Source organism: Thermobifida fusca NBRC 14071 = JCM 3263 (assembly GCF_001592045.1).
GTDB classification, from domain to species: Bacteria; Actinomycetota; Actinomycetes; order Streptosporangiales; family Streptosporangiaceae; genus Thermobifida; species Thermobifida fusca.
The window spans coordinates 1-18,045 of sequence record NZ_BCWB01000014.1 but is presented as its reverse complement, the minus strand read 5'-3'; the positions used below and the strand labels follow the sequence as shown (position 1 = coordinate 18,045).

Here is an 18,045-nt window from a genome sequence, read left to right as displayed (position 1 = left end):
GGGCTGACGAACCGTTTGCGAATATAACCCTTTTCCGCTTCCCGGAAACCGGGGTGGCCGGGGGCGGTCAGTTACTCTGGGCTGCCTACCAGGCACATTGTGTTCCACAAGAGTTTGGTTAGATTTTCGGCACCCCCGCAGCCCAGCTCAGCCGGCCAAGAGCGCGGCGGGAATCAGCACCCCCATGAACAGGAAGAACAGCCCGTGGGCCAGTGCTCTGACCACGACGAGCACACTGGCGACCACCGCGAGACGGTAGGCGACCAGCCGGGTGCGGGCACTGCGGTGCTGATTGGCCGCGGTCCGCCCCAAGGCGAACAGCAGCACCCCCAGCAGGACCGGGAACCACCAGACCAGGCCGATCCCGCCCGGCAGCAGCTCCAGCAGCGACGAGCAGAGCTGGGCGGCCAAGGTGACCAGGCTGTTGTCGCGGATCGCCTCCGCCCACCCGAACGCGGTCACCACCCACTCCTGGTCGGTGAACAGGCCGCCCTGGGACTCCCAGAGCCACAGCCCGCACCCGTCCAGCAGCCCGGCCAGCGCCGCGGGCCGGGCGAAACGGCGGCAGCGGCCCGCCGCCATGGCCCGCTGGAGCCGCGCCATCCCGCGCTCCATCCGCCGCGCTTCCCGGCGGCGCCGCCGCTCCTCCCGCGCCTCCGGCGTATGCCATTCGAACGGGCCGGTACGCCGCTTCTCCCACTGCCGGGCCAGCCGAGCCCGCGTCGCCGACCAGCGGGACTCGACCGACGAGGTGAACCGCTCCCAGCGCTGCTGGCGCCGCTCCCGGGACTCGGTCGCCGCCCGGGCCCGCTGCGCGGCCCCCGCCTGCACCGCGCTGGGCAGCAGCAGGACCGCGGTGACCAGGGCCGCCCGGGTGCTCCGGGCCGTGCGGTCGCCGCGGAGCGCAGTCGTGCGCTGCTCGGTCCACCACCGGGCGCGGGCAGCATCACCGTAGCGGCCGGGCAGCCACGAGCGGGTCAGCAGCAGCCGCCGGTAGCGTGCCGCGGCCTCGGGGTCCAAGACGAGTTCGGCGGCGCGCGCCCAGGCCGCATCCCAGTCGTGTTCTTCCGGCGGGGTGAAGTCGGGTGTCTGCGCCAGCCCGTCCACGGTGGCCCGCACCTGCCGCATGATGAGCGGAACCTCGTGGTGCACCAGTTCCAGCAGCTGGCAGCGCCGGGTTTCGTGGCTGCGGCACCGCGGGTGGGTGCACCAGTGCCGAGCCGCCGACTGCACGGCCCCCCACTCGATCGCCTCGCGCAGAACCGCCTGCTGGGTGCTTTCCCCGCGGGCGAGCTCCAAGACGCCTTCGGCGGTGATCTGGTGGCCCCGGTAGCGCGGGGGCAGCCCTGGCACGTACTGGGCGGCCAGGGCGCTGATCGCGACGTGCGCCCGCTCCGGGCGGGTGCGGAGCTGCTTCAGCGGGGCCGGGTCGAAGGTGAGGTCGTGGACTTCGCGGGACAGCCACGTCTCCACCTCCTGGTGGCGGCGTTGCAGCCACACCGCCCCCTTATCGAACCGGTCCATCAAGTCGAAGGCGAGACTGGGCGGGTCCTCGTGCGCCACGCCTTCGAATGTGATGGGCCGGTGCTTGCGCGGCCGGGCCACGCTGGGGCGCTCCCCGCGCAGCCACTGGCGCACCTGGGCGTCACCCCAGCGCGTCTTAGGGTCCGGGGTGAGCAGGCCGCGGATCAGGAGCCGCCAGCGTTCATCGGCGACCGCGGAGAGGTCCACCGCGGTACTGCGGGCCGTCAACCAGTTGCCGCTGCGCGGGGGACGCTGCCCGGTGACCAGCTCGTGCGCGATCACCCCCAGCGACCACCACGCGGCCGGGGCTTCCCGGCGCCCTTCGATCACCTCGGGCGCGGCGTAGGCCTCGGTGATGGCCTGCCCGCCGTAGATCTGGCTCATCGTCGCGCGGACGGCTCCGCCGAAGTCGGTCAGCGCGAACACCGGAGGATCCAGGGAGCGGATCAGCAGGTTCTCCGGTTTGACGTCGGTGTGGTTGTAGTTCAGCGACTGCTGCCAGTAGCCGAGGCAATCGCTGAGGGCCGCGATGACGGCGCGGGCCTGGTCGTCGGGGAGCGGGGCCTGGTCGATAAGGGTGCGCAGCGAGCCCAGCGCGAAGTACTCCTGCGCCTCCCAGGCGATCTCCTCCCCCCACGGAGCGCGGGCATACCCGTAGCCGTGCAGCACGGGGATGTGCGGGCTGACCGTGCCCAGGGCGCTGATCCGGTCCAGCAGGTCCCGGTTGATGTCGTGTCCGGACCGGTACAGCTTGAGCGCGATCGGCGGTCCGTCGCGGCCCACCGGCACGGCCCGGTAGACCACCGCCTCGCCGCCCGCGCCGACATACTCCTGGACGGTGTAGCGTTCCCGCAGCTCCGCAGGGATCCGGTATTCGACTTCGCTGGCCGGTCCTTCCAGTACCCGCCAGGCGAGCCGCCCCAGCCTTCCCCGGCGCCGCACCGGCCTGGTCAGCACCGCGGTGCGCGGCTCGGCCGCGGGAAGGCGCCGCGTGGCGCCGGGCCGCAGCAGCGCGGTGAGCTTGCGGGTGACACCCGGCTCCGAGGGGGTGAGCTGGACGGTCGGCTCGACCGCCTCGATTTTGCGGGTGGGCGACTCAGGGTCAGAGGGTTGGGGAACTGTCATCGGGAAGCGACGCTCCAGGAACGGTGGGCCGAACTGTCGGCCCTTCTCAGGGTAGGTGACCGGGCGCGGCCCAGGCGCGCTTTCCGGTCATCCGATGAGACGCAGTGGAGCGCGCCGCGGATGCGTCGCAAGGGCACGGGACCGCGCCAGGCAGCTCAGTGCTCCGTCCCCTCCTGGGCTTCCCCGCGCGGGGCGACGCCGAGCCGCGCGCAGGCCTCCCGGTACAGCCGCACCACTTCGGTGCGGATCTGGGCGCGTTCGGTGAGCGGCTGGGACCAGGGGATGCGCACGGCGACCTCTCGGCCGTCGACGGTGGCGGAGTACTCTCCCGCGGTGCCGTCCAGACCGGTCATCCGCGCCGCAGTCGCCTCCGGATAGCCGCCGAAAGCGCGGACGATGAGCAGGGTGTCGTCCGGGTGGTCGTCGTTCATGTGCTGCGTGACTGCGGCGACGACGTCGGGGGAGAACGGGGTGGCAGACACGCTGACGTCCTTTCGTGTGCGGAATGAATGCGGGGCCGCCGGTGTGCACCGGCGGCCCCATCACGATAGCGAGAGCGCTGGAGAAAGCCTGTCGAGGAGGGTCAGTCCTGCTTGAGGGTGAACTCGGCGTCGATCTCGATCGTGATCTTGTCGCCGACCACGACACCGCCGCCGTCCATCGGCATGTGGAGGTCCACGCCGAACTCCTTGCGGCTGATCTCAGTGGACGCGTGGAAGCCGGCGCGCTTCAGGCCGTAGGGGTCGGTGGTGGAGCCGTTGAACTCCAGCGCCAGTTCCACCGGGCGGGTGTTGCCCTTGATGGTCAGGTCACCGGTGAGGACGAAGTTCTCCCCCTCCTGGCGCAGCCCGGTGGAGGTGAAGGTGAACTCGGGGTGGTTGGCGACGTCGAGGAAGTCGGCGGAGCGGACGTGCTCGTCGCGCTGCGCGTTGTTGGTGTTGATGGAGCTGGCGTCGATGGTGGCGACCACCGAGGACTGGAGCGGGTCTTCCGGCACGGTCAGCGTGGCGTCAAACTTCTCGAAGCGGCCGCGCACCCGGCTGACCATCATGTGCCGCACGCTGAAGCCGACCTCGGAGTGGGCGGCGTCGATCGTCCACGTGCCTGCGGGGAGCTGCTGTTCGGTCATGGTGGTTTCCTCCCAGGGGTGATGGATGGATCCGTGGAACAACGTTGTTTAATATACAACAACATCCGAAGAATTTTCTTCCTGAGAAGAAAAAGTGAGTGCATGGAGAGAGAAGGCGTAAGTACGATGGCCGCCATGGACGCGGTCAACTGGCTCACTGAGGAAGAGCAGCGCCTTTGGCGCAGCTTCCTCACAGTCAACTCCCTGCTCCAGGAGCGGCTCGACCGGGACCTGCGGCGCAGGAACGGGCTCACCCTGGTCGAATACGGCATCCTGGTCCACCTGTCCGAGGCGGAAGGACGGCGGATGCGCATGCGCACCCTCGCCGAGACGGTCCTCGTCTCCAAAAGCCGCCTCTCCCACCAGGTGGCCCGCCTGGAGCGGGACGGATACGTGCGCCGGGAAGACTGCGTGGAGGACCGGCGCGGCTTCTGGGCGGTCCTCACCGACAAAGGCGCTGAAGTGCTGCGGGCCGCCGCTCCCGGCCACGTCGCGCAGGTGCGCGAATACCTCTTCGGTCGGCTGACCGACGAACAGACCGCCCAACTCCGCGACATCCTGGCGGTCCTCGAACGCGGACTGCGCGACCCCACCGCGCACTAGACCGCGACACCCGCGCATTCCCTGGGAGTACACTCAGGGGACCCGCCACTACGCAGTAGAGTCACCACTGTGGCTGGACCTACCATTATCGGCGCGCAGCAGTTCCGTAACGACGACGGCAGTGCTGACCCCCGCGTCCGGGAGAAACTCGACGCCTATGCCCGAGGCAGGGTCGGCGACCGCCAGGTGCTCGAAACGCTGCGCCACTCGCGGCTCCTCGTCCCTGTGGTGGCACGGCCGGTGAAAACCGCCACCGGCCCCGACGGCCGCGTCCGCGAAAAACGCAGCGAAGTCGCGATGCCCGTGCTCATCGGCAAGGACGGGCGGCGCGGTGTCCTCGCCTTCACCTCGGTCGACACGGTCAAACGCTGGCGGGAAGACGCCCGGCCCATCCCGGTCACCACCCAGGACGCCTGCCGTGCCGCCTACGAAGACAAAGCCGACGCCGTCGTCATCGACGTCGCAGGCCCCGTCACCTACGCGATCCAAGGCCGCTTCCTGAGCGCCCTCGCCGAGCACGGCATGGTGCCCGAGCCCAAAGACGACCCGCAGGTCCTCGCGCTGATCTACCGGATCACCCACACCGAATTCGGTATCGAGCGGGTCCGCATCCACGACTCCGAGCGGGCCGACATCGGCATCCGGCTGGAACTGGAGCGGCGCGACGACGAAGTGATCCGCAAAGTAGCCAAACGGCTCGCTACCGAACTCGCCGTCATCCTGCCCGGGGGCGTCGAGCTGAGCGCAGTGGTCCGCGCCCGCCGCGACCGGTGAGACGCATCTCACCTCCCGCAGCGGTCCCGGTGTCCACAGCCGCGCGGATCCCGCTGCCGCCGGGGGCGGGAAAGCGGCAGAATGCCGGACATGTCCTCCGCGCTGCCGCTCGCCCTCGCCATGGCCCCCCTCGGCGGCCTGCTCGCCTTCTTCACCGGGCGCGTCGTCGTGCTGTTCCCCGACTACCCGCCCAGCGACGACCCCGCCTCACCCGGTCCGCCGCCGCCCACCCTGCCCCGCTCGGGACAGGTCGTGCCCTGGCCGCCCTGGTCCCCCCTGCCGTGGCGGCTCGTGCTGACCGGACGCGGCCCCGGCGGTGAAACCGTCCGCGCCCCCTGGCCCACCGTGGCCGCCGCGGCCGCCGCGTTCGCGGCAGTCGGCTTCGGCGCCGCGCACCGCTCCGCCGCCGAAATCGCGGCCCTCGCCTTCCTCGCCCTGTGGGGCACCCTGCTCTCCAGCATCGACCTGCGGGTCACACGCTTGCCCCGCCTCCTCGTCCGCCCCGCCTACCCCATCGCCCTCGCCCTGCTCGGGGCCGCTGCCCTCACCACCCCCCACGGCGGCACCGCCTTCCTGCACGCCCTCGGCGGCATGGCCGCCCTGTGGGGCTTCTACCGGCTCCTGCGGGCCATCTACCCGCCCGGCATGGGATGGGGCGACGTCACCCTCTCCGGCCTGATCGGCCTCTACTTGGGCTGGGACGGCTGGACCCCCGTGGTCAGCGGCACCTTCCTCGCCTTCCTCGCCTTCTCCTGCGTGGGCCTCGGACTGGTCCTGCTCGGCCGGGCCAGCCTGAAAAGCCACCTGCCCCTCGGCCCGTTCATGGTGGGCGGGGCCCTCGCTGTCCTCCTTTTCGGCGACCCGATCCCGCTGCTCCTCGCCGCCTAGCCCCGCCCGCCGCACGCGGGAAACCGGTCAAAGGGTGAGATCGATGTCGCTGTGCGGGACAGGACGTGAAAAGATCGGAGTCATGTTGCGCTGGCTGACCGCTGGGGAGTCCCACGGGCCGGCACTCGTCGCGATCCTGGAGGGCCTACCGGCCGGCGTGTCCGTCACCTCGGACGACATCGCCGCCGCCCTGCTCCGTCGTCGCGCCGGGTACGGCCGGGGCGCCCGCATGAAGTTCGAGAAGGACGAGGTCTCCATCATTGGAGGGATCCGTCACGGCCGCACCCTCGGCGGGCCGGTGGCGATCCAGGTGGGCAACACCGAATGGCCCAAATGGCAGAAAGTCATGTCCCCCGACCCCGTGCCCGCCGAGGAGCTCGAAGGGGTGGCGCGCAACGCCCCCCTGACCCGCCCCCGGCCTGGGCACGCCGACCTCGTGGGCATGCAGAAGTACGGCTATGACGAAGCCCGCCCGATCCTGGAGCGCGCCAGCGCCCGCGAGACCGCCGCGCGCGTCGCCCTGGGTGAAGTCGCCCGCCAGTTCCTCCGCCAGGCGCTCGGCGTGGAAATCGTCAGCCACGTCGTGGCGATGGGCAGCGTCTCCGTCCCCGACGACGCCCCCATCCCCGCCCCGGAGGACCTCGCCCGCGTCGACGCCGACCCGGTGCGCTGCTTCGACCCGGAGACCAGCGCCCGCATGGTCGCCGAAGTAGACGACACCCGCAAGACCGGAGACACCCTCGGCGGAGTCGTCGAAGTCATCGCCTACGGGCTGCCGCCCGGCCTGGGCAGCCACGTCCACTGGGACCGCCGCCTCGACGCGCGGCTGGCTGGGGCCCTCATGGGCATCCAGGCGATCAAAGGCGTGGAATTCGGCGACGGCTTCCGCACCGCTGCCCGGCGCGGTTCCGCCGCCCACGACGAGATCGACGTCGGCCCCGACGGGATCCGCCGCCGCAGCAACCGGGCCGGCGGCGTGGAAGGCGGCATGAGCACCGGCGACCCGCTGCGGGTCCGCGCCGCAATGAAACCCATCGCCACCGTGCCCCGGGCCCTGGACACCATCGACGTGAGCACGGGCCAGCCCGCCCAGGCCCACCACCAGCGCAGCGACGTCACCGCGGTCCCGGCTGCGGGAGTCGTCGCCGAGGCGATGGTCGCCCTGGTGCTGGCCGACGCCGCCCTGGAGAAGTTCGGTGGAGACTCGGTCGCGGAAACCGTCCGCAACCTGCGCGGCTACCTGGACTCGCTGATCGTCCGGTAATCGCGCCCCTCTGGGAAGTGCAAGGAGTTCCCGATGAGCAGCCGACCCCTCGCGGTCCTGATTGGCTCCCCCGGTGCGGGCAAGACCACCGTGGGCCGGGCCCTCGCCGAGCGACTCGGTGTCGACCTGCTCGACACCGACGCCGAGATCGAACGGCGCGCCGGTAAAACCGTCAGCGACATCTTCGTCGAGGACGGTGAAGAAGCGTTCCGGGCCTTGGAACGGGAGGTCGTCGCAGAAGCCCTGGCCAGCCACCCCGGGGTCGTGGCCCTCGGCGGCGGGGCGATCCTCAACGAGCAGACCCGCGCCGACCTCGCCGGCCACCGCGTCGTCTACCTCGAAGTGGAGTTCGCCGACGCGGCCAAGCGAGTGGGCTTGGACACGGCGCGCCCACTCCTCCTCGGCAACCCGCGCGCCCGCCTCAAAGCTCTGCTCCGCGAACGGCTGCCCATCTACCAGAGCCTCGCCACGCTCACCGTCTCCACGAGCGAGCACACCCCTGAAGAGGCCGCCGAACTGATCGCGAAAGAACTGCCCGCCGCCGGCGACTGAAACGTCCGCCATCGCGGCACCCGACGGGCCCTGCGGAAACCGGGGAACGCCATCCCCCACGCCCGGGGCCCGTCCCCAACCGACAGAAATTGAGCCCACCCCGCAACCGGCACGGGCGGCACACAGCGCTGCGGTGAACGCATGCCCGCCCGCGCTCCCGGTTGCCCGGGGGAGAACACCCAAGGCGTACAGCAGCGAGTGGAGCAGCCATGACGGTCACCCGCATCGGAGTCGGGGGCACCTCCACGCCCTACGACGTAGTCGTGGGCAACGGCATCCTGGGAGAACTGCCCGCCCTCGTGGGGGAGCGCGCCCAGCGGGTCGCAGTCATCCACCCCGACACCCTGGAGGAGAAGGCCCGGCCCGTGTGCGAGATCCTGCGCACCGCCGGATACGACGTCTTCCCGCTCCCCGTCCCGGACGGGGAGGCCGCCAAAGACGTCTCCGTGGCCGCAGACCTGTGGGCTCGGCTCGGCCAGGCTGCCTTCACCCGCACCGACGTGATCGTGGGCGTGGGCGGCGGGGCCACCACCGACCTGGCCGGATTCGTTGCAGCCACCTGGCTGCGGGGGGTGCGCGCCATCCTCGTGCCCACCACCCTCCTCGGCATGGTCGACGCCGCGGTCGGCGGGAAGACCGGGATCAACACCGCTGAAGGGAAGAACCTCGTCGGCGCGTTCCACCCGCCCGCCGGAGTCGTGTGCGACCTCGACACCCTGCCGTCCCTGCCGCGGGAGGACTACATCGGCGGCCTCGCCGAGGTCATCAAAGCCGGGTTCATCGCCGACCCGGTCATCCTGGACCTGGTCGAAGCCGACCCGGAGGCCGCCACCCGGCCCGACGGCGCACACACGCGGGAACTCATCGAACGGGCCATCGCGGTCAAAGCCGAGGTGGTCTCCGCTGACCTGCGCGAAAGCGGACGCCGCGAGATCCTCAACTACGGGCACACGCTCGGCCACGCCATTGAACGCGCCGAGAACTACACGTTCCGGCACGGCTACGCGATCTCCATCGGCATGGTCTTTGCCGCCGAACTGGCCCGCCTGGACGGCCGGATCGATGCGGCGCTCGTGGCCCGGCACCGCCGTATCCTGGAATCGGTGGGACTTCCGGTGCGCTACCGCGCCGACGCCTGGCCCGCCCTGCGGGACACGATCCGGGTGGACAAGAAGACCCGCGGCGCAACCCTGCGCTTCGTCGTCCTCGACGACGTGGCCGCACCCGCGATCCTGGCCGGTCCCTCCGATGCCCTGCTGGCCCAGGCCTACCAGGCGGTGAGTGGCGTCGCGCCGGACGCGCCCGACACCGACTAGACTCACCCATGAGCGGTTCCGGCAGCTCATCACAATCGCCCGCATTCGACCGGGCAGACCGGATAGCGAATCCCTTGTCGGGGAGCCGCGCACCCCAAGAGCGCGGCCGCGAACCACGAAACTGTGCCCTACTGGCTGAGAGAGACGACTGAAGTGGCGACGACGAACGACCTGAAGAACGGCATGACCCTCCGGCTCGACGATGGTGAGCTGTGGAACGTCGTTGAATTCCAGCACGTCAAGCCGGGTAAGGGCGGCGCTTTCGTGCGCACCAAGCTGAAGAACGTCACCACCGGCAAGATCGTGGACAAGACCTTCAACGCCGGGGTGAAGGTCGAGGTCGCCACCGTCGACAAGAGGGAGATGCAGTACCTCTACTCGGACGGCGACTCCTACATCTTCATGGACACCGAGACCTACGACCAGATCTACGTTCCCCGCGAGGTGGTCGGCGACAACGCCAACTACCTGCTGGAGAGCGCCATTGTGACGGTCGCCGTCAACGAGGGCACGCCGCTCTACATCGAGCTTCCGGCCTCCGTGGAGCTGACGATCGCCGAGACCGAGCCCGGTCTGCAAGGCGACCGCTCCACCGGCGGCACCAAGCCCGCCACGCTGGAGACCGGGGCCGTCATCCAGGTGCCGCTGTTCGTCACCACTGGAGACAAGGTCAAGGTCGACACTCGGACTGGCGAATACTTGGGTCGCGTCAACTGATGGGTGGGTCACGGCGCCGTGGGTCACGGCACAAGGCCCGAGTGCGTGCGGTAGAGATCCTCTACGAGGCCGAAGTCCGCGGGGTACCGGTCTCCGAGGTCATCGAGCGCCGCCGGGCGCAGACCGAACCGCCGATCAACGAATTCACCGAGCAGCTCGCCACCAGAGTGGACGAGCACCGCGCGCGGATCGATGAACTCCTGGAGACCTACGCCATCGGCTGGACACTGGACCGCATGCCGGTGGTGGACCGCAACATCCTGCGGATCGGCGTCTACGAACTGCTGTGGGCCGATGACATTCCCGACGGGGTAGCGATCGCGGAGGCAGTGGCGATGGCGAAGGAGCTGTCCACTGACGAATCGCCGGTCTTCGTCAACGGTCTGCTCTCCCGTCTGATGGAAAAGAAGCCATCATTGTCGCTGTAGCGTCGCCCCACCGAGCGGGGCGGGAGGGAAAGGACTCAACGTGGACTCCTCCAAGGTCAGCTCCGGGCGCGCCTCCAGCGCCGCACGCACCGCAGTGGTTTGGGAGGCGTTGACCGCCGAGCTGGCACGCCTGGCAGAGGAGTTCGTCGAGCCGTTGAACATCGTCGATGCGGGCGGCGGCACCGGGGGTGCCGCCGTGCCCCTCGCGAGACTCGGCCACCGGGTCACGGTCGTCGACTCCAGCCCGGACTCCCTGGCAGCGTTGGAACGCCGCGCTGCCGAAGCCGGGGTGCGGGTGAACGCGGTCCAAGGGGACGCGGAAGGCCTGCGGGAACTGCTGCCTGAAGCGTCCGCGCACCTGGTCTTGGTGCACAACGTCGTCGAGCACGTGGACGATCCGCTAACCGCGCTGCGCGACGTCGTCTCCATCACCCAGCCTCGGGGAGCAGTCAGCGTGCTCGCGACGAACGCGGTCGCCGCGGTCCTGCACCGGGCGCTGGCCGGGCACCTCGCCGATGCGCTGGCCCTCCTGCAGTCGAACGAAGGCCGGTGGGGGCCGAGCGACCCCATGCCGCGCCGCTACACCGCGGAGCAGCTCACCGCACTCGTCCGCGAGGCCGGTCTGGAAGTGCACGAACTACGCGGGGTGCGGATCCTCGGCGACCTCCTGCCCGGCCGCGTGTTCGAAGACCCGCAGACCCCCGACACCCTGCTGGCCGTAGAGAAGGCAGCCTCCGCCCACGCGGAACTGTCGCGAATCGCCACCCAGTTGCATGTGATGGCGCGGCGTCCCGCCTAGCCCCCGCTTCGGCGCACTACCCCTGCTCCGCGGCCCCGGCACCACTACCATGCTGGGCAGGAGGGCGTGGGATGAGTCGTCGACAGTTGGAACGCGGCGAACCGATGCGCGGGGTCATGACCGACCGCGGCATTGTCCCGTACGAGGGTCACCCCGTCAACGACGCCGACTGCACCATCCTGCACATCGACATGGACGCCTTCTTCGCGAGCGTGGAGGAGCTGCGCCACCCCGACGTCGTCAGGCGTCCCGTGCTCGTCGGCGGCACCGGGCCGCGCGGGGTCGTCGCCTCCGCCAACTACCAGGCTCGCCGCTACGGCATCCACTCTGCGATGCCGATGTCCCGTGCCCTGCGGCTCTGCCCGCACGCGGTGGTCTTCCCGCCCGACCACGAGACGTACCGGCGCGTCTCCGCCGGCGTGATGGACCTGCTGCGTTCGATCACCCCGCAGGTGGAGCAGCTCTCGGTGGACGAAGCGTTCCTGGACGTGGCCGGGGCAGACCGCCGACTCGGCGGCGGACCGCTCCACATCGCCCAGCTCATCCGTGCCCGGATGCGCGCAGAACAAGGGTTGACTTGCTCGGTGGGGATCGCCGCCACCAAGTTCGTCGCCAAGCTCGCCTCCACCCGCTGCAAGCCCGACGGGCTGCTGGTGGTCCCCACCCGGCACGTCACCGCGTTCCTGCACCCGCTGCCGGTCGGCGCCCTGTGGGGGGTGGGGGAGCGGACCGAGCAGGCGCTGCGGCGCATGGGGCTGCGCACGGTCGGCGACGTGGCTCGGACCCCGCCTGATACGCTCCGCCACGAACTGGGGCAGGCGCTCGGAAACCAGCTCGCGGAACTCGCGTGGGGATACGATCCCCGGCCGGTCACCCCGGAGACCGCGGACAAGAGCGTGAGCACGGAGGAGACCTTCCCCACCGACATCCACGACCCTGAGCGGATCCGCCGCGAACTGCTGCGCCTGTCCGAGAAAGTCGCCCGGCGGCTCCGCGCCTCCGGACAGGCGGGACGTACCGTGGGGGTCAAACTGCGCCGCGCTGACTTCAGCACAGTTACCCGTTCCCGCACCCTGCCGGAGCCCACCGATGTGGCCCGGCAGATCGCCGCGGTGGCCCGGGAGCTCTATGCTGCCTCCGGACTGGTGGGCGCCCCGCTGCGTCTCGTCGGGGTGCGGGTGGAAGGGCTGGTCAGTGCCGACCGTGTCCACCACCAGTTGGCGCTGGATGAGGAAGGCCCGGGGTGGCGCGCCGTGGAGCGGCTGCAAGACGAAGTGGTGCGCCGTTTCGGAACCGGTGCCCTCCGACCAGCATCACTGGCATTATGTGAGGAAGATGACGTATGACGCGGCAGGTTTTCCCCCCTGCGAGCGTTGTAGAGGGTGAGGCGGTCCGAGAGGCGGACCAGGAATACGATTCCCCGGAGTGACGGGAGGGCGGGCAGGCGAGTGGAAGCCAGTGTGGTCGAAGGTACTGTGGTAGACGGAAGGGGCTCGTGCGCACATCTTTTCTTTTCACCGAGCGCTAAGTCCCCGTATTCTGGGCATATCACTGGCCATCAGATAGTTGTTCAGCACCCGTTGCCCCACCCGGGGACTGCTTTTGGGAGGCGCCGTGCCGCTCTCTGAACACGAGCAGCGCATGCTCGAACAGATCGAGCGGGCGCTGTATGCGGAGGACCCGAAGTTCGCTCACACCGTGCGGCAGACGAACCCGCAGGTCCACTACAAGCGTCGGCTCATCAAGGCGTCGATCGGCTTCGTGGCCGGCATCGGCCTCCTCCTGGGAGGCATGGTCTTCCAGACAGTACCGGTCAGTGTTGCCGGCTTCCTCATCATGTTGGTGTGCGCGCTGTGGGGGCTGTCCGGGTGGCGGCGTGCCGCCGGAAGCAGCTCTTTCACCATCGACAGAGGGTCCAAGCGCCAGCAGCGCCCCGGCATGATGGATCGGTTGGAAGAACGCTGGCGTCGCCGCCAGGAAGGCGAACAGTAAGAACACCCCCGCAGGCGCTGACCAGTCGCCCGTGTGACGTCACGCGTGTGGGTCGCGGCGGGGAGCACGGCCCACACGCCCGGCTGTGCCCGAAACCTCCGGGCTGCGCAGGTGGGGGGCCTGCCACAGCGAGCGGGGGAGGAACAGCGCGCGAATCCGGGACGTGCGGGGAAACGATGCGGCGAGCGCCCGCCGCACAGTACGGCAGTCGTCGGCCAGGTGGGAAGCAGCGGGAGGACGCGGGGCGTAGCGTGCCGCCTCCTCGGCTGTCACGATCCGGTGCAGCGCGTCCCGAGCCTGCGGGGTGACCCGCCCCTGGGAGACCAAGAGGCGTTCCACGGTGCGCGGGCTGTGCGCCGGGTTCCACTCCCAGCCCAGGTCGATCAAGTCGTCGCGCAGTTCTGACCAGGCGGCACGCACGTGTGCGGGCACGTCGGCAGCCCGCCGCCACCGCAGCAGACGCACCAGGCGGCGCAGGAGCGCGGGCAGCACCAGCATCAGGGCTGCTGCTGCCGCAACGATCCCGGCGTTGGTGAGGACGGCATCCGTGCGGGGCGCTCCTGTGCCCGGCGCAGGAGTGGATTCTGCCGCGGAAGGCTCCGCGGGCTCGCGGGTTTCTTCCGGGGCGGACGGCTGCGCAGGAGTGTCCTGCGGTGCGGGAGCAGACGGCGACGCAGGCTCCGAGTCGTGCGGCGACGGCTCGTGGACGGGGGCCCGCTCCGGGACGGTCGCAGCGTACTCGGGGACCGCAGCGTTAGGCTGGCCTTCACCCGGCGTGGGTTCGAAACGCAGCCAGCCGTAGTTCGCGAAGTACAGTTCCGGCCAGGCGTGGGCGTCGCTCTCCCGCACCATCCAATGCCCGGAGCCGATGCGCTCCCCCGAGGTGTACCCGACGGCGACCCGCGCGGGAATCCCCACGTACCGGGCCATGACCGCCATCGCTGACGCGAAATGCTGGCAGTACCCGGTCTTGCTGTCCAGCAGGAAGTAGGCGAGCGGGTCCGCGTTGTCGGGGACCCGGGGCGGGTCCAGGTCGTAGGTGAATTCCCCGCTGGTGAACCACGCTTGCAGCGCGAGCGCCTGGTCGAAGGGGGAGTCCGCGCCCGACGTGATCTCCTCGATCAGCTGGGTGACCTCCTGCGACAGCGGTGGAAGGTCCACGTACCGCTGGTCGACCCGGAACGCGGTGGCGGCGGGGGCCGCGCGCAGCGCGTCCTCGTCCGGCACGGACGAGATGCTGGTGACCCGGTAGGTGAGCCCGGCGGCGTCGTCGTTGGGGGAGAACACCATGAGCGTCTCAGGGTCCACATACCATTCGCCGTTCACCTGCACGTCCCGGCTGGGGTAGGGCAGCGGCAGGAAGTCCATACCCCGCGCCTCGGTGGAGATCGTGATGTCGGTGACCACCGATTCCGCATCCGAGCCGGTGGAGAACCCTGGCGGGTGCGGGATAGTCCCGTTGAGCAGGTCCTTGGTGGAGGCTTCGACCGGGGACATGGTCCAGGTTTCCCCGTTGAACGAGTCGAGCACGTGGGTGCGCAGGTACTCGGGGGCGGGGTCGCTGGTCCGGTACTCCAGGACACGGCGGTTCCCGGTCGAGGTGAGTGTGCCCCGCAGACTCGTCAGCGGGTCCACGGTGCTCACCGTGCGCCCACCCGACCGCAACTGGTTGATCAGGGAGAACACGGAGCCGTTGCTGACGCCGGGCAGGAGCGCGGGCACCAGCAGGGCCAGCACGATGCAGACCGCGGCGGTTCCGGTCACGCCCAGGCCCCACAGCCCTGCCGCGGCAGCGGTCCACGCCCCCGCCTCCCAGGAGACGGTCCGGACCAGCGAGTCCCCGGCGAACAGCAGCAGGAACCCCACCGCGGCCCAGGTGAACGCGGCCCCGTCCACCCCTTCGTGGTGGACGGTCAAGGGTACCGCGATCAGGGACAACAGGGCGGCCGCGGCCACACCGGGCACACGGAGGGTGACCGCGATCCAGTGGGCAGAAATGGTGAGGACGCCCAGCAGCAACGTCACCAGCAGGACGATTCCGTCCGTGGCCGGCACCGGGATGACATGGGTCTGAATGTCCGCGACCCCGGAGAACGCGAGCGCGATGATCTGGTCGACCACGCCCGGTGTGGGGAGGATGCCCAAGGGTGCGGTGTCCCGCAGCACGTGCGCGGTCACGGTGATGGCCAGCGCCACCAGTTGCACGAGAGGGGTGACCACTGCGGGGACGCGGATCCACTGGGTGACCGCGCCCGCGGCTGCCACGGTGACCGCTGCGCTCGCCGGCCGCGTCCACCAGTCCGCGTCCGCGAACAGCGGTCCCAAGAGGGGGAGCATGCACAGAGCGGAAGCCGCCGTGGTGAGCGAGAGCAGGGCCGCTAGAAGCGCCTCCTTGACGGGTCTCACCGTGCCTCCCCCGAACTCCGCCACAGGTCAGGCAAGTCGTCGAGCCGATGGGGACACAGCACCCGCCATCCCGCGTCCGCGAGGCGGCCTGCGGCACGGTCACGCTCCTGGTCGGTCCACGCGGCCTGCGGCGCAAGCACCGCGATCCGCGGCCGGGTCCGGTCGGCCGCGCAGGCCGCGAGGGCGGCGACTTCGTCGCTTGTGAGCGCTCCCACCACGGCGACGAGGACGCCGCGGCCCTCGGCCGGGCTGCGCGACAGGCGGGTGATCTCCGCCAGCAGGGACGGCTCCGGCACGGGCTGGGCGAGGGCGAACAGGTCCAGCACGGCGTCGCGGTGGGCGGGGGACGCGGCTGCGGCAGCCACGCCCAGCAGTCTGAGCTGGTGTCCCCGGTCCACGAGGTGGACCGCGATCGACGCGGCCAGGGCCACCGTCTCCTCCAGCGACGACGCGGCGGGGAGGACGGTGTGCGCGGCAGCGCGAAGGTCCACGAGAAGGGTACTGCGATCGCGGTAGGGCTGTTCTTCCCCGCGCACCATGAGGTGGCCGCGCCGCGCTGTGGACCGCCAGTGCACGCGGCGTACATCGTCCCCGGGGCGGTAGGGGCGGGGCATGGTCCCCGCCTCCGGCCCGGTGGGCACCGGGCGGGGCCGCTGGCCGTCCACCAGGGCTGTACCGGGCAGCGGGACGGCAGGCAGGTCCACGGTCCGGGGGAACACCAGCAGCGGCGTCTGCGGGTCGAGGGTCCGAGTGAGCCGGGCACAGCCCAGCGGATCGGTGACCCCCACGACGAGCGGGCCGATCGAGTGGCGGCCGCGCACCTGCGCAGCCAGCAGATAGGACAGGGTCCGCTGCTCCCCGGGACGGAGCAGTCCCAGAGTGAAGCGAGGCGATGCGCCGAGCGCGGGCGGCAGCCGGTCTTCGACGAGGACTGGCCCGGCGGGCAGCGGCCACCGGTTGTCCGAATAGGACAGGGTGACCGTGGCCTGGCACTCCGTCCCCACGGGGAGGCGTGCCGCGGACAGCGTGCGGGTGTGCGTCACACGCCGGGGCGCGCTCACCGCCAGCAGCACCAGGCTGACGAGCGGGAGCGAGACGACGAGGACGGCGACGCGCAGCAGGTCGCGTTCGGCAAGCAGCAGCGCGCCGACCCCGACCGCTGCCCCCACAGCCACCAAGGTCCACCCGCGCGGGGTGAGAGCACGCAGTACGTCCACCGTCCCGGTCGTGTCCTTACCAAGCGTCAACTGTGGGTGGGGATGGGAACTTGGGCCACCAGTTCATTGACCACTTCGGCGGGCGGCCGATGCAGCGCAGGGTTGGGCAGCAGGCGGTGCGCCAGCACGGGAACGGCGAGCGCCTGGATGTCGTCGGGGAGCACGTAGTCGCGGCCGTCCAAGGCAGCGTAGGCGCGGGCGGCCCGCACCAAGTGCAACGTCGCCCGCGGGGACGCCCCCAGGGACAGGGCCGGCGTGGTCCGCGTGGCGGTGACCAGGTCCAGAGCGTAGCGCTTGATGGCGGGGGCGACGTAGATGCGCCGGATCCGTTCGATCATCGCGTTCACTTCGGCGACCGTGGTCACCGGGGTGAGCTGGTCGAGGGGGGAGTGCGCCGCGTGGGCGTCGATCATGGCGAGTTCCGCGCGCGGGTCGGGGTACCCCATGGAGACGCGCGCCATGAACCGGTCCCGCTGCGCTTCGGGGAGCGGATACGTGCCCTCCACCTCGGTGTCTACGGGGTTCTGGGTGGCGATCACCATGAACGGCCTGGCGAGCCGCCGCGTGACCCCGTCCACACTGACCTGCCCCTCTTCCATGCACTCCAGGAGCGCGGACTGGGTTTTCGGGGAGGCCCGGTTGATCTCGTCGCCCAGCACGATGTTGGCGAACACCGGCCCGGGACGGAACTCGAACTCCCGCCGCTGCTGGTGGTAGACGCTGACCCCCGTGATGTCGCTGGGCAGCAGGTCAGGGGTGAACTGCACCCGGCTCACTGTGCAGTCGACGGCCCGCCCCAACGCCTTGGCCAGCATGGTCTTTCCCACGCCTGGGACGTCTTCGATCAACAAGTGCCCCTCGGCCAGCAGGACGGTCAGCGTGATCCGGATGACCTCAGGTTTTCCGGTGATCACGGTTTCGATCGCCGACCGGACCCGGTGGGCGGGGGCCAGAAGGCCGCTGACGCCTACGGGACTGTCGGCGGGACCGCCCACCCAGGTGTCGAGCGACACGTGTCCCCCTCGTCATGTCGTGACTGTCCAACACGAGGCTAGGGCCAAAGCGGAGGTTTGCAAACAAGAACGGGGCGGGGACACGCCGTGGCGCGGCGCCGGTGTCGGCCGCGCGCGGCCGGGAAACCACCAGGGCTCGCACAGTTCCTCCACCTTCATCCACCCCGTATCACCTGCGGTTTTGTCGTGTTTCTCCGGGTTTAGAGGGCGGTTTGCTGTTGACGGTGGAGGAAAGTGGAGTACAGTGGAGCCAAGTGGAGGAAAGCGTCGTCGCGGTGACTCGGGAGTGAAGAAGACG

General features: G+C 70.3%; 17 protein-coding genes. 11 read left to right on the top strand and 6 right to left on the bottom strand.

Annotated features, from left to right (window positions below):
• Nucleotides 1–147: 147 nt before the first annotated feature.
• The 3 genes from TF1_RS02215 to TF1_RS02205 form a co-directional block, all read right to left on the bottom strand.
• Entirely contained in the window at nucleotides 148–2,649 is a 2,502-nt protein-coding gene (locus TF1_RS02215) for a protein kinase domain-containing protein (protein ID WP_011291531.1), read from the bottom strand.
• 155 nt (nucleotides 2,650–2,804) lie between these two features.
• Nucleotides 2,805–3,131, bottom strand: a complete 327-nt coding sequence (locus tag TF1_RS02210; protein ID WP_011291532.1) for a DUF2470 domain-containing protein — start codon at nucleotides 3,129–3,131, stop codon at nucleotides 2,805–2,807.
• A gap of 101 nt (nucleotides 3,132–3,232) precedes the next feature.
• Nucleotides 3,233–3,778, bottom strand: coding sequence for a YceI family protein (locus tag TF1_RS02205; RefSeq protein WP_011291533.1), 546 nt, complete (start codon nucleotides 3,776–3,778; stop codon nucleotides 3,233–3,235).
• 126 nt (nucleotides 3,779–3,904) lie between these two features.
• Here TF1_RS02205 and TF1_RS02200 point away from each other — a divergent pair, with 126 nt between their 5' ends.
• The 11 genes from TF1_RS02200 to TF1_RS02150 all read left to right on the top strand — a co-directional run bounded on the left by TF1_RS02200 (nucleotide 3,905) and on the right by TF1_RS02150 (nucleotide 13,111).
• Nucleotides 3,905–4,381, top strand: coding sequence for a MarR family winged helix-turn-helix transcriptional regulator (locus TF1_RS02200; protein ID WP_016188480.1), 477 nt, complete (start codon nucleotides 3,905–3,907; stop codon nucleotides 4,379–4,381).
• 69 nt (nucleotides 4,382–4,450) lie between these two features.
• Entirely contained in the window at nucleotides 4,451–5,155 is a 705-nt protein-coding gene (locus tag TF1_RS02195) for an SseB family protein (RefSeq protein ID WP_011291535.1), read from the top strand.
• An 81-nt stretch (nucleotides 5,156–5,236) separates the two neighbouring features.
• Entirely contained in the window at nucleotides 5,237–6,043 is an 807-nt protein-coding gene (locus tag TF1_RS02190; protein WP_011291536.1) for a prepilin peptidase, read from the top strand.
• Nucleotides 6,044–6,125: 82 nt separating this feature from the next.
• Complete coding sequence (gene aroC, locus TF1_RS02185; protein WP_011291537.1) at nucleotides 6,126–7,307, top strand: chorismate synthase; 1,182 nt, start codon at nucleotides 6,126–6,128, stop codon at nucleotides 7,305–7,307.
• 33 nt (nucleotides 7,308–7,340) lie between these two features.
• Entirely contained in the window at nucleotides 7,341–7,859 is a 519-nt protein-coding gene (locus TF1_RS02180; protein ID WP_011291538.1) for a shikimate kinase, read from the top strand.
• Between the two features lie 209 nt (nucleotides 7,860–8,068).
• The gene (aroB, locus tag TF1_RS02175) at nucleotides 8,069–9,175 is read left to right on the top strand and encodes a 3-dehydroquinate synthase (protein WP_011291539.1); all 1,107 of its coding nucleotides are present in this window, start codon (nucleotides 8,069–8,071) and stop codon (nucleotides 9,173–9,175) included.
• Nucleotides 9,176–9,328: 153 nt separating this feature from the next.
• A complete protein-coding gene (gene efp, locus TF1_RS02170) occupies nucleotides 9,329–9,892 on the top strand; it encodes an elongation factor P (protein ID WP_011291540.1) in 564 nt (187 codons plus the stop codon).
• The gene (gene nusB, locus TF1_RS02165; RefSeq protein WP_011291541.1) at nucleotides 9,892–10,320 is read left to right on the top strand and encodes a transcription antitermination factor NusB; all 429 of its coding nucleotides are present in this window, start codon (nucleotides 9,892–9,894) and stop codon (nucleotides 10,318–10,320) included. Before efp ends, nusB begins: the two co-directional genes overlap by 1 nt.
• A gap of 40 nt (nucleotides 10,321–10,360) precedes the next feature.
• Nucleotides 10,361–11,119 (top strand): methyltransferase domain-containing protein, encoded by a 759-nt coding sequence (locus TF1_RS02160; RefSeq protein ID WP_011291542.1) that lies wholly within the window; start codon nucleotides 10,361–10,363, stop codon nucleotides 11,117–11,119.
• Nucleotides 11,120–11,190: 71 nt separating this feature from the next.
• Nucleotides 11,191–12,465: a DNA polymerase IV gene (locus tag TF1_RS02155; RefSeq protein ID WP_011291543.1), complete on the top strand. Its 1,275-nt coding sequence runs from the start codon at nucleotides 11,191–11,193 to the stop codon at nucleotides 12,463–12,465.
• A 268-nt stretch (nucleotides 12,466–12,733) separates the two neighbouring features.
• Complete coding sequence (locus TF1_RS02150; RefSeq protein ID WP_011291544.1) at nucleotides 12,734–13,111, top strand: DUF3040 domain-containing protein; 378 nt, start codon at nucleotides 12,734–12,736, stop codon at nucleotides 13,109–13,111.
• A gap of 39 nt (nucleotides 13,112–13,150) precedes the next feature.
• Here the strand turns inward: TF1_RS02150 and TF1_RS02145 are convergent, their stop codons facing one another.
• The 3 genes from TF1_RS02145 to TF1_RS02135 are packed head-to-tail and all read right to left on the bottom strand — an operon-like array spanning nucleotide 13,151 to nucleotide 17,747.
• Complete coding sequence (locus tag TF1_RS02145; protein WP_255266126.1) at nucleotides 13,151–15,517, bottom strand: transglutaminase TgpA family protein; 2,367 nt, start codon at nucleotides 15,515–15,517, stop codon at nucleotides 13,151–13,153.
• A complete protein-coding gene (locus tag TF1_RS02140) occupies nucleotides 15,514–16,734 on the bottom strand; it encodes a DUF58 domain-containing protein (protein WP_061783586.1) in 1,221 nt (406 codons plus the stop codon). The genes TF1_RS02145 and TF1_RS02140 overlap by 4 nt, the downstream gene beginning before the upstream one ends.
• A gap of 26 nt (nucleotides 16,735–16,760) precedes the next feature.
• Complete coding sequence (locus TF1_RS02135) at nucleotides 16,761–17,747, bottom strand: AAA family ATPase (protein WP_011291547.1); 987 nt, start codon at nucleotides 17,745–17,747, stop codon at nucleotides 16,761–16,763.
• Between the last annotated feature and the right edge of the window lie 298 nt (nucleotides 17,748–18,045).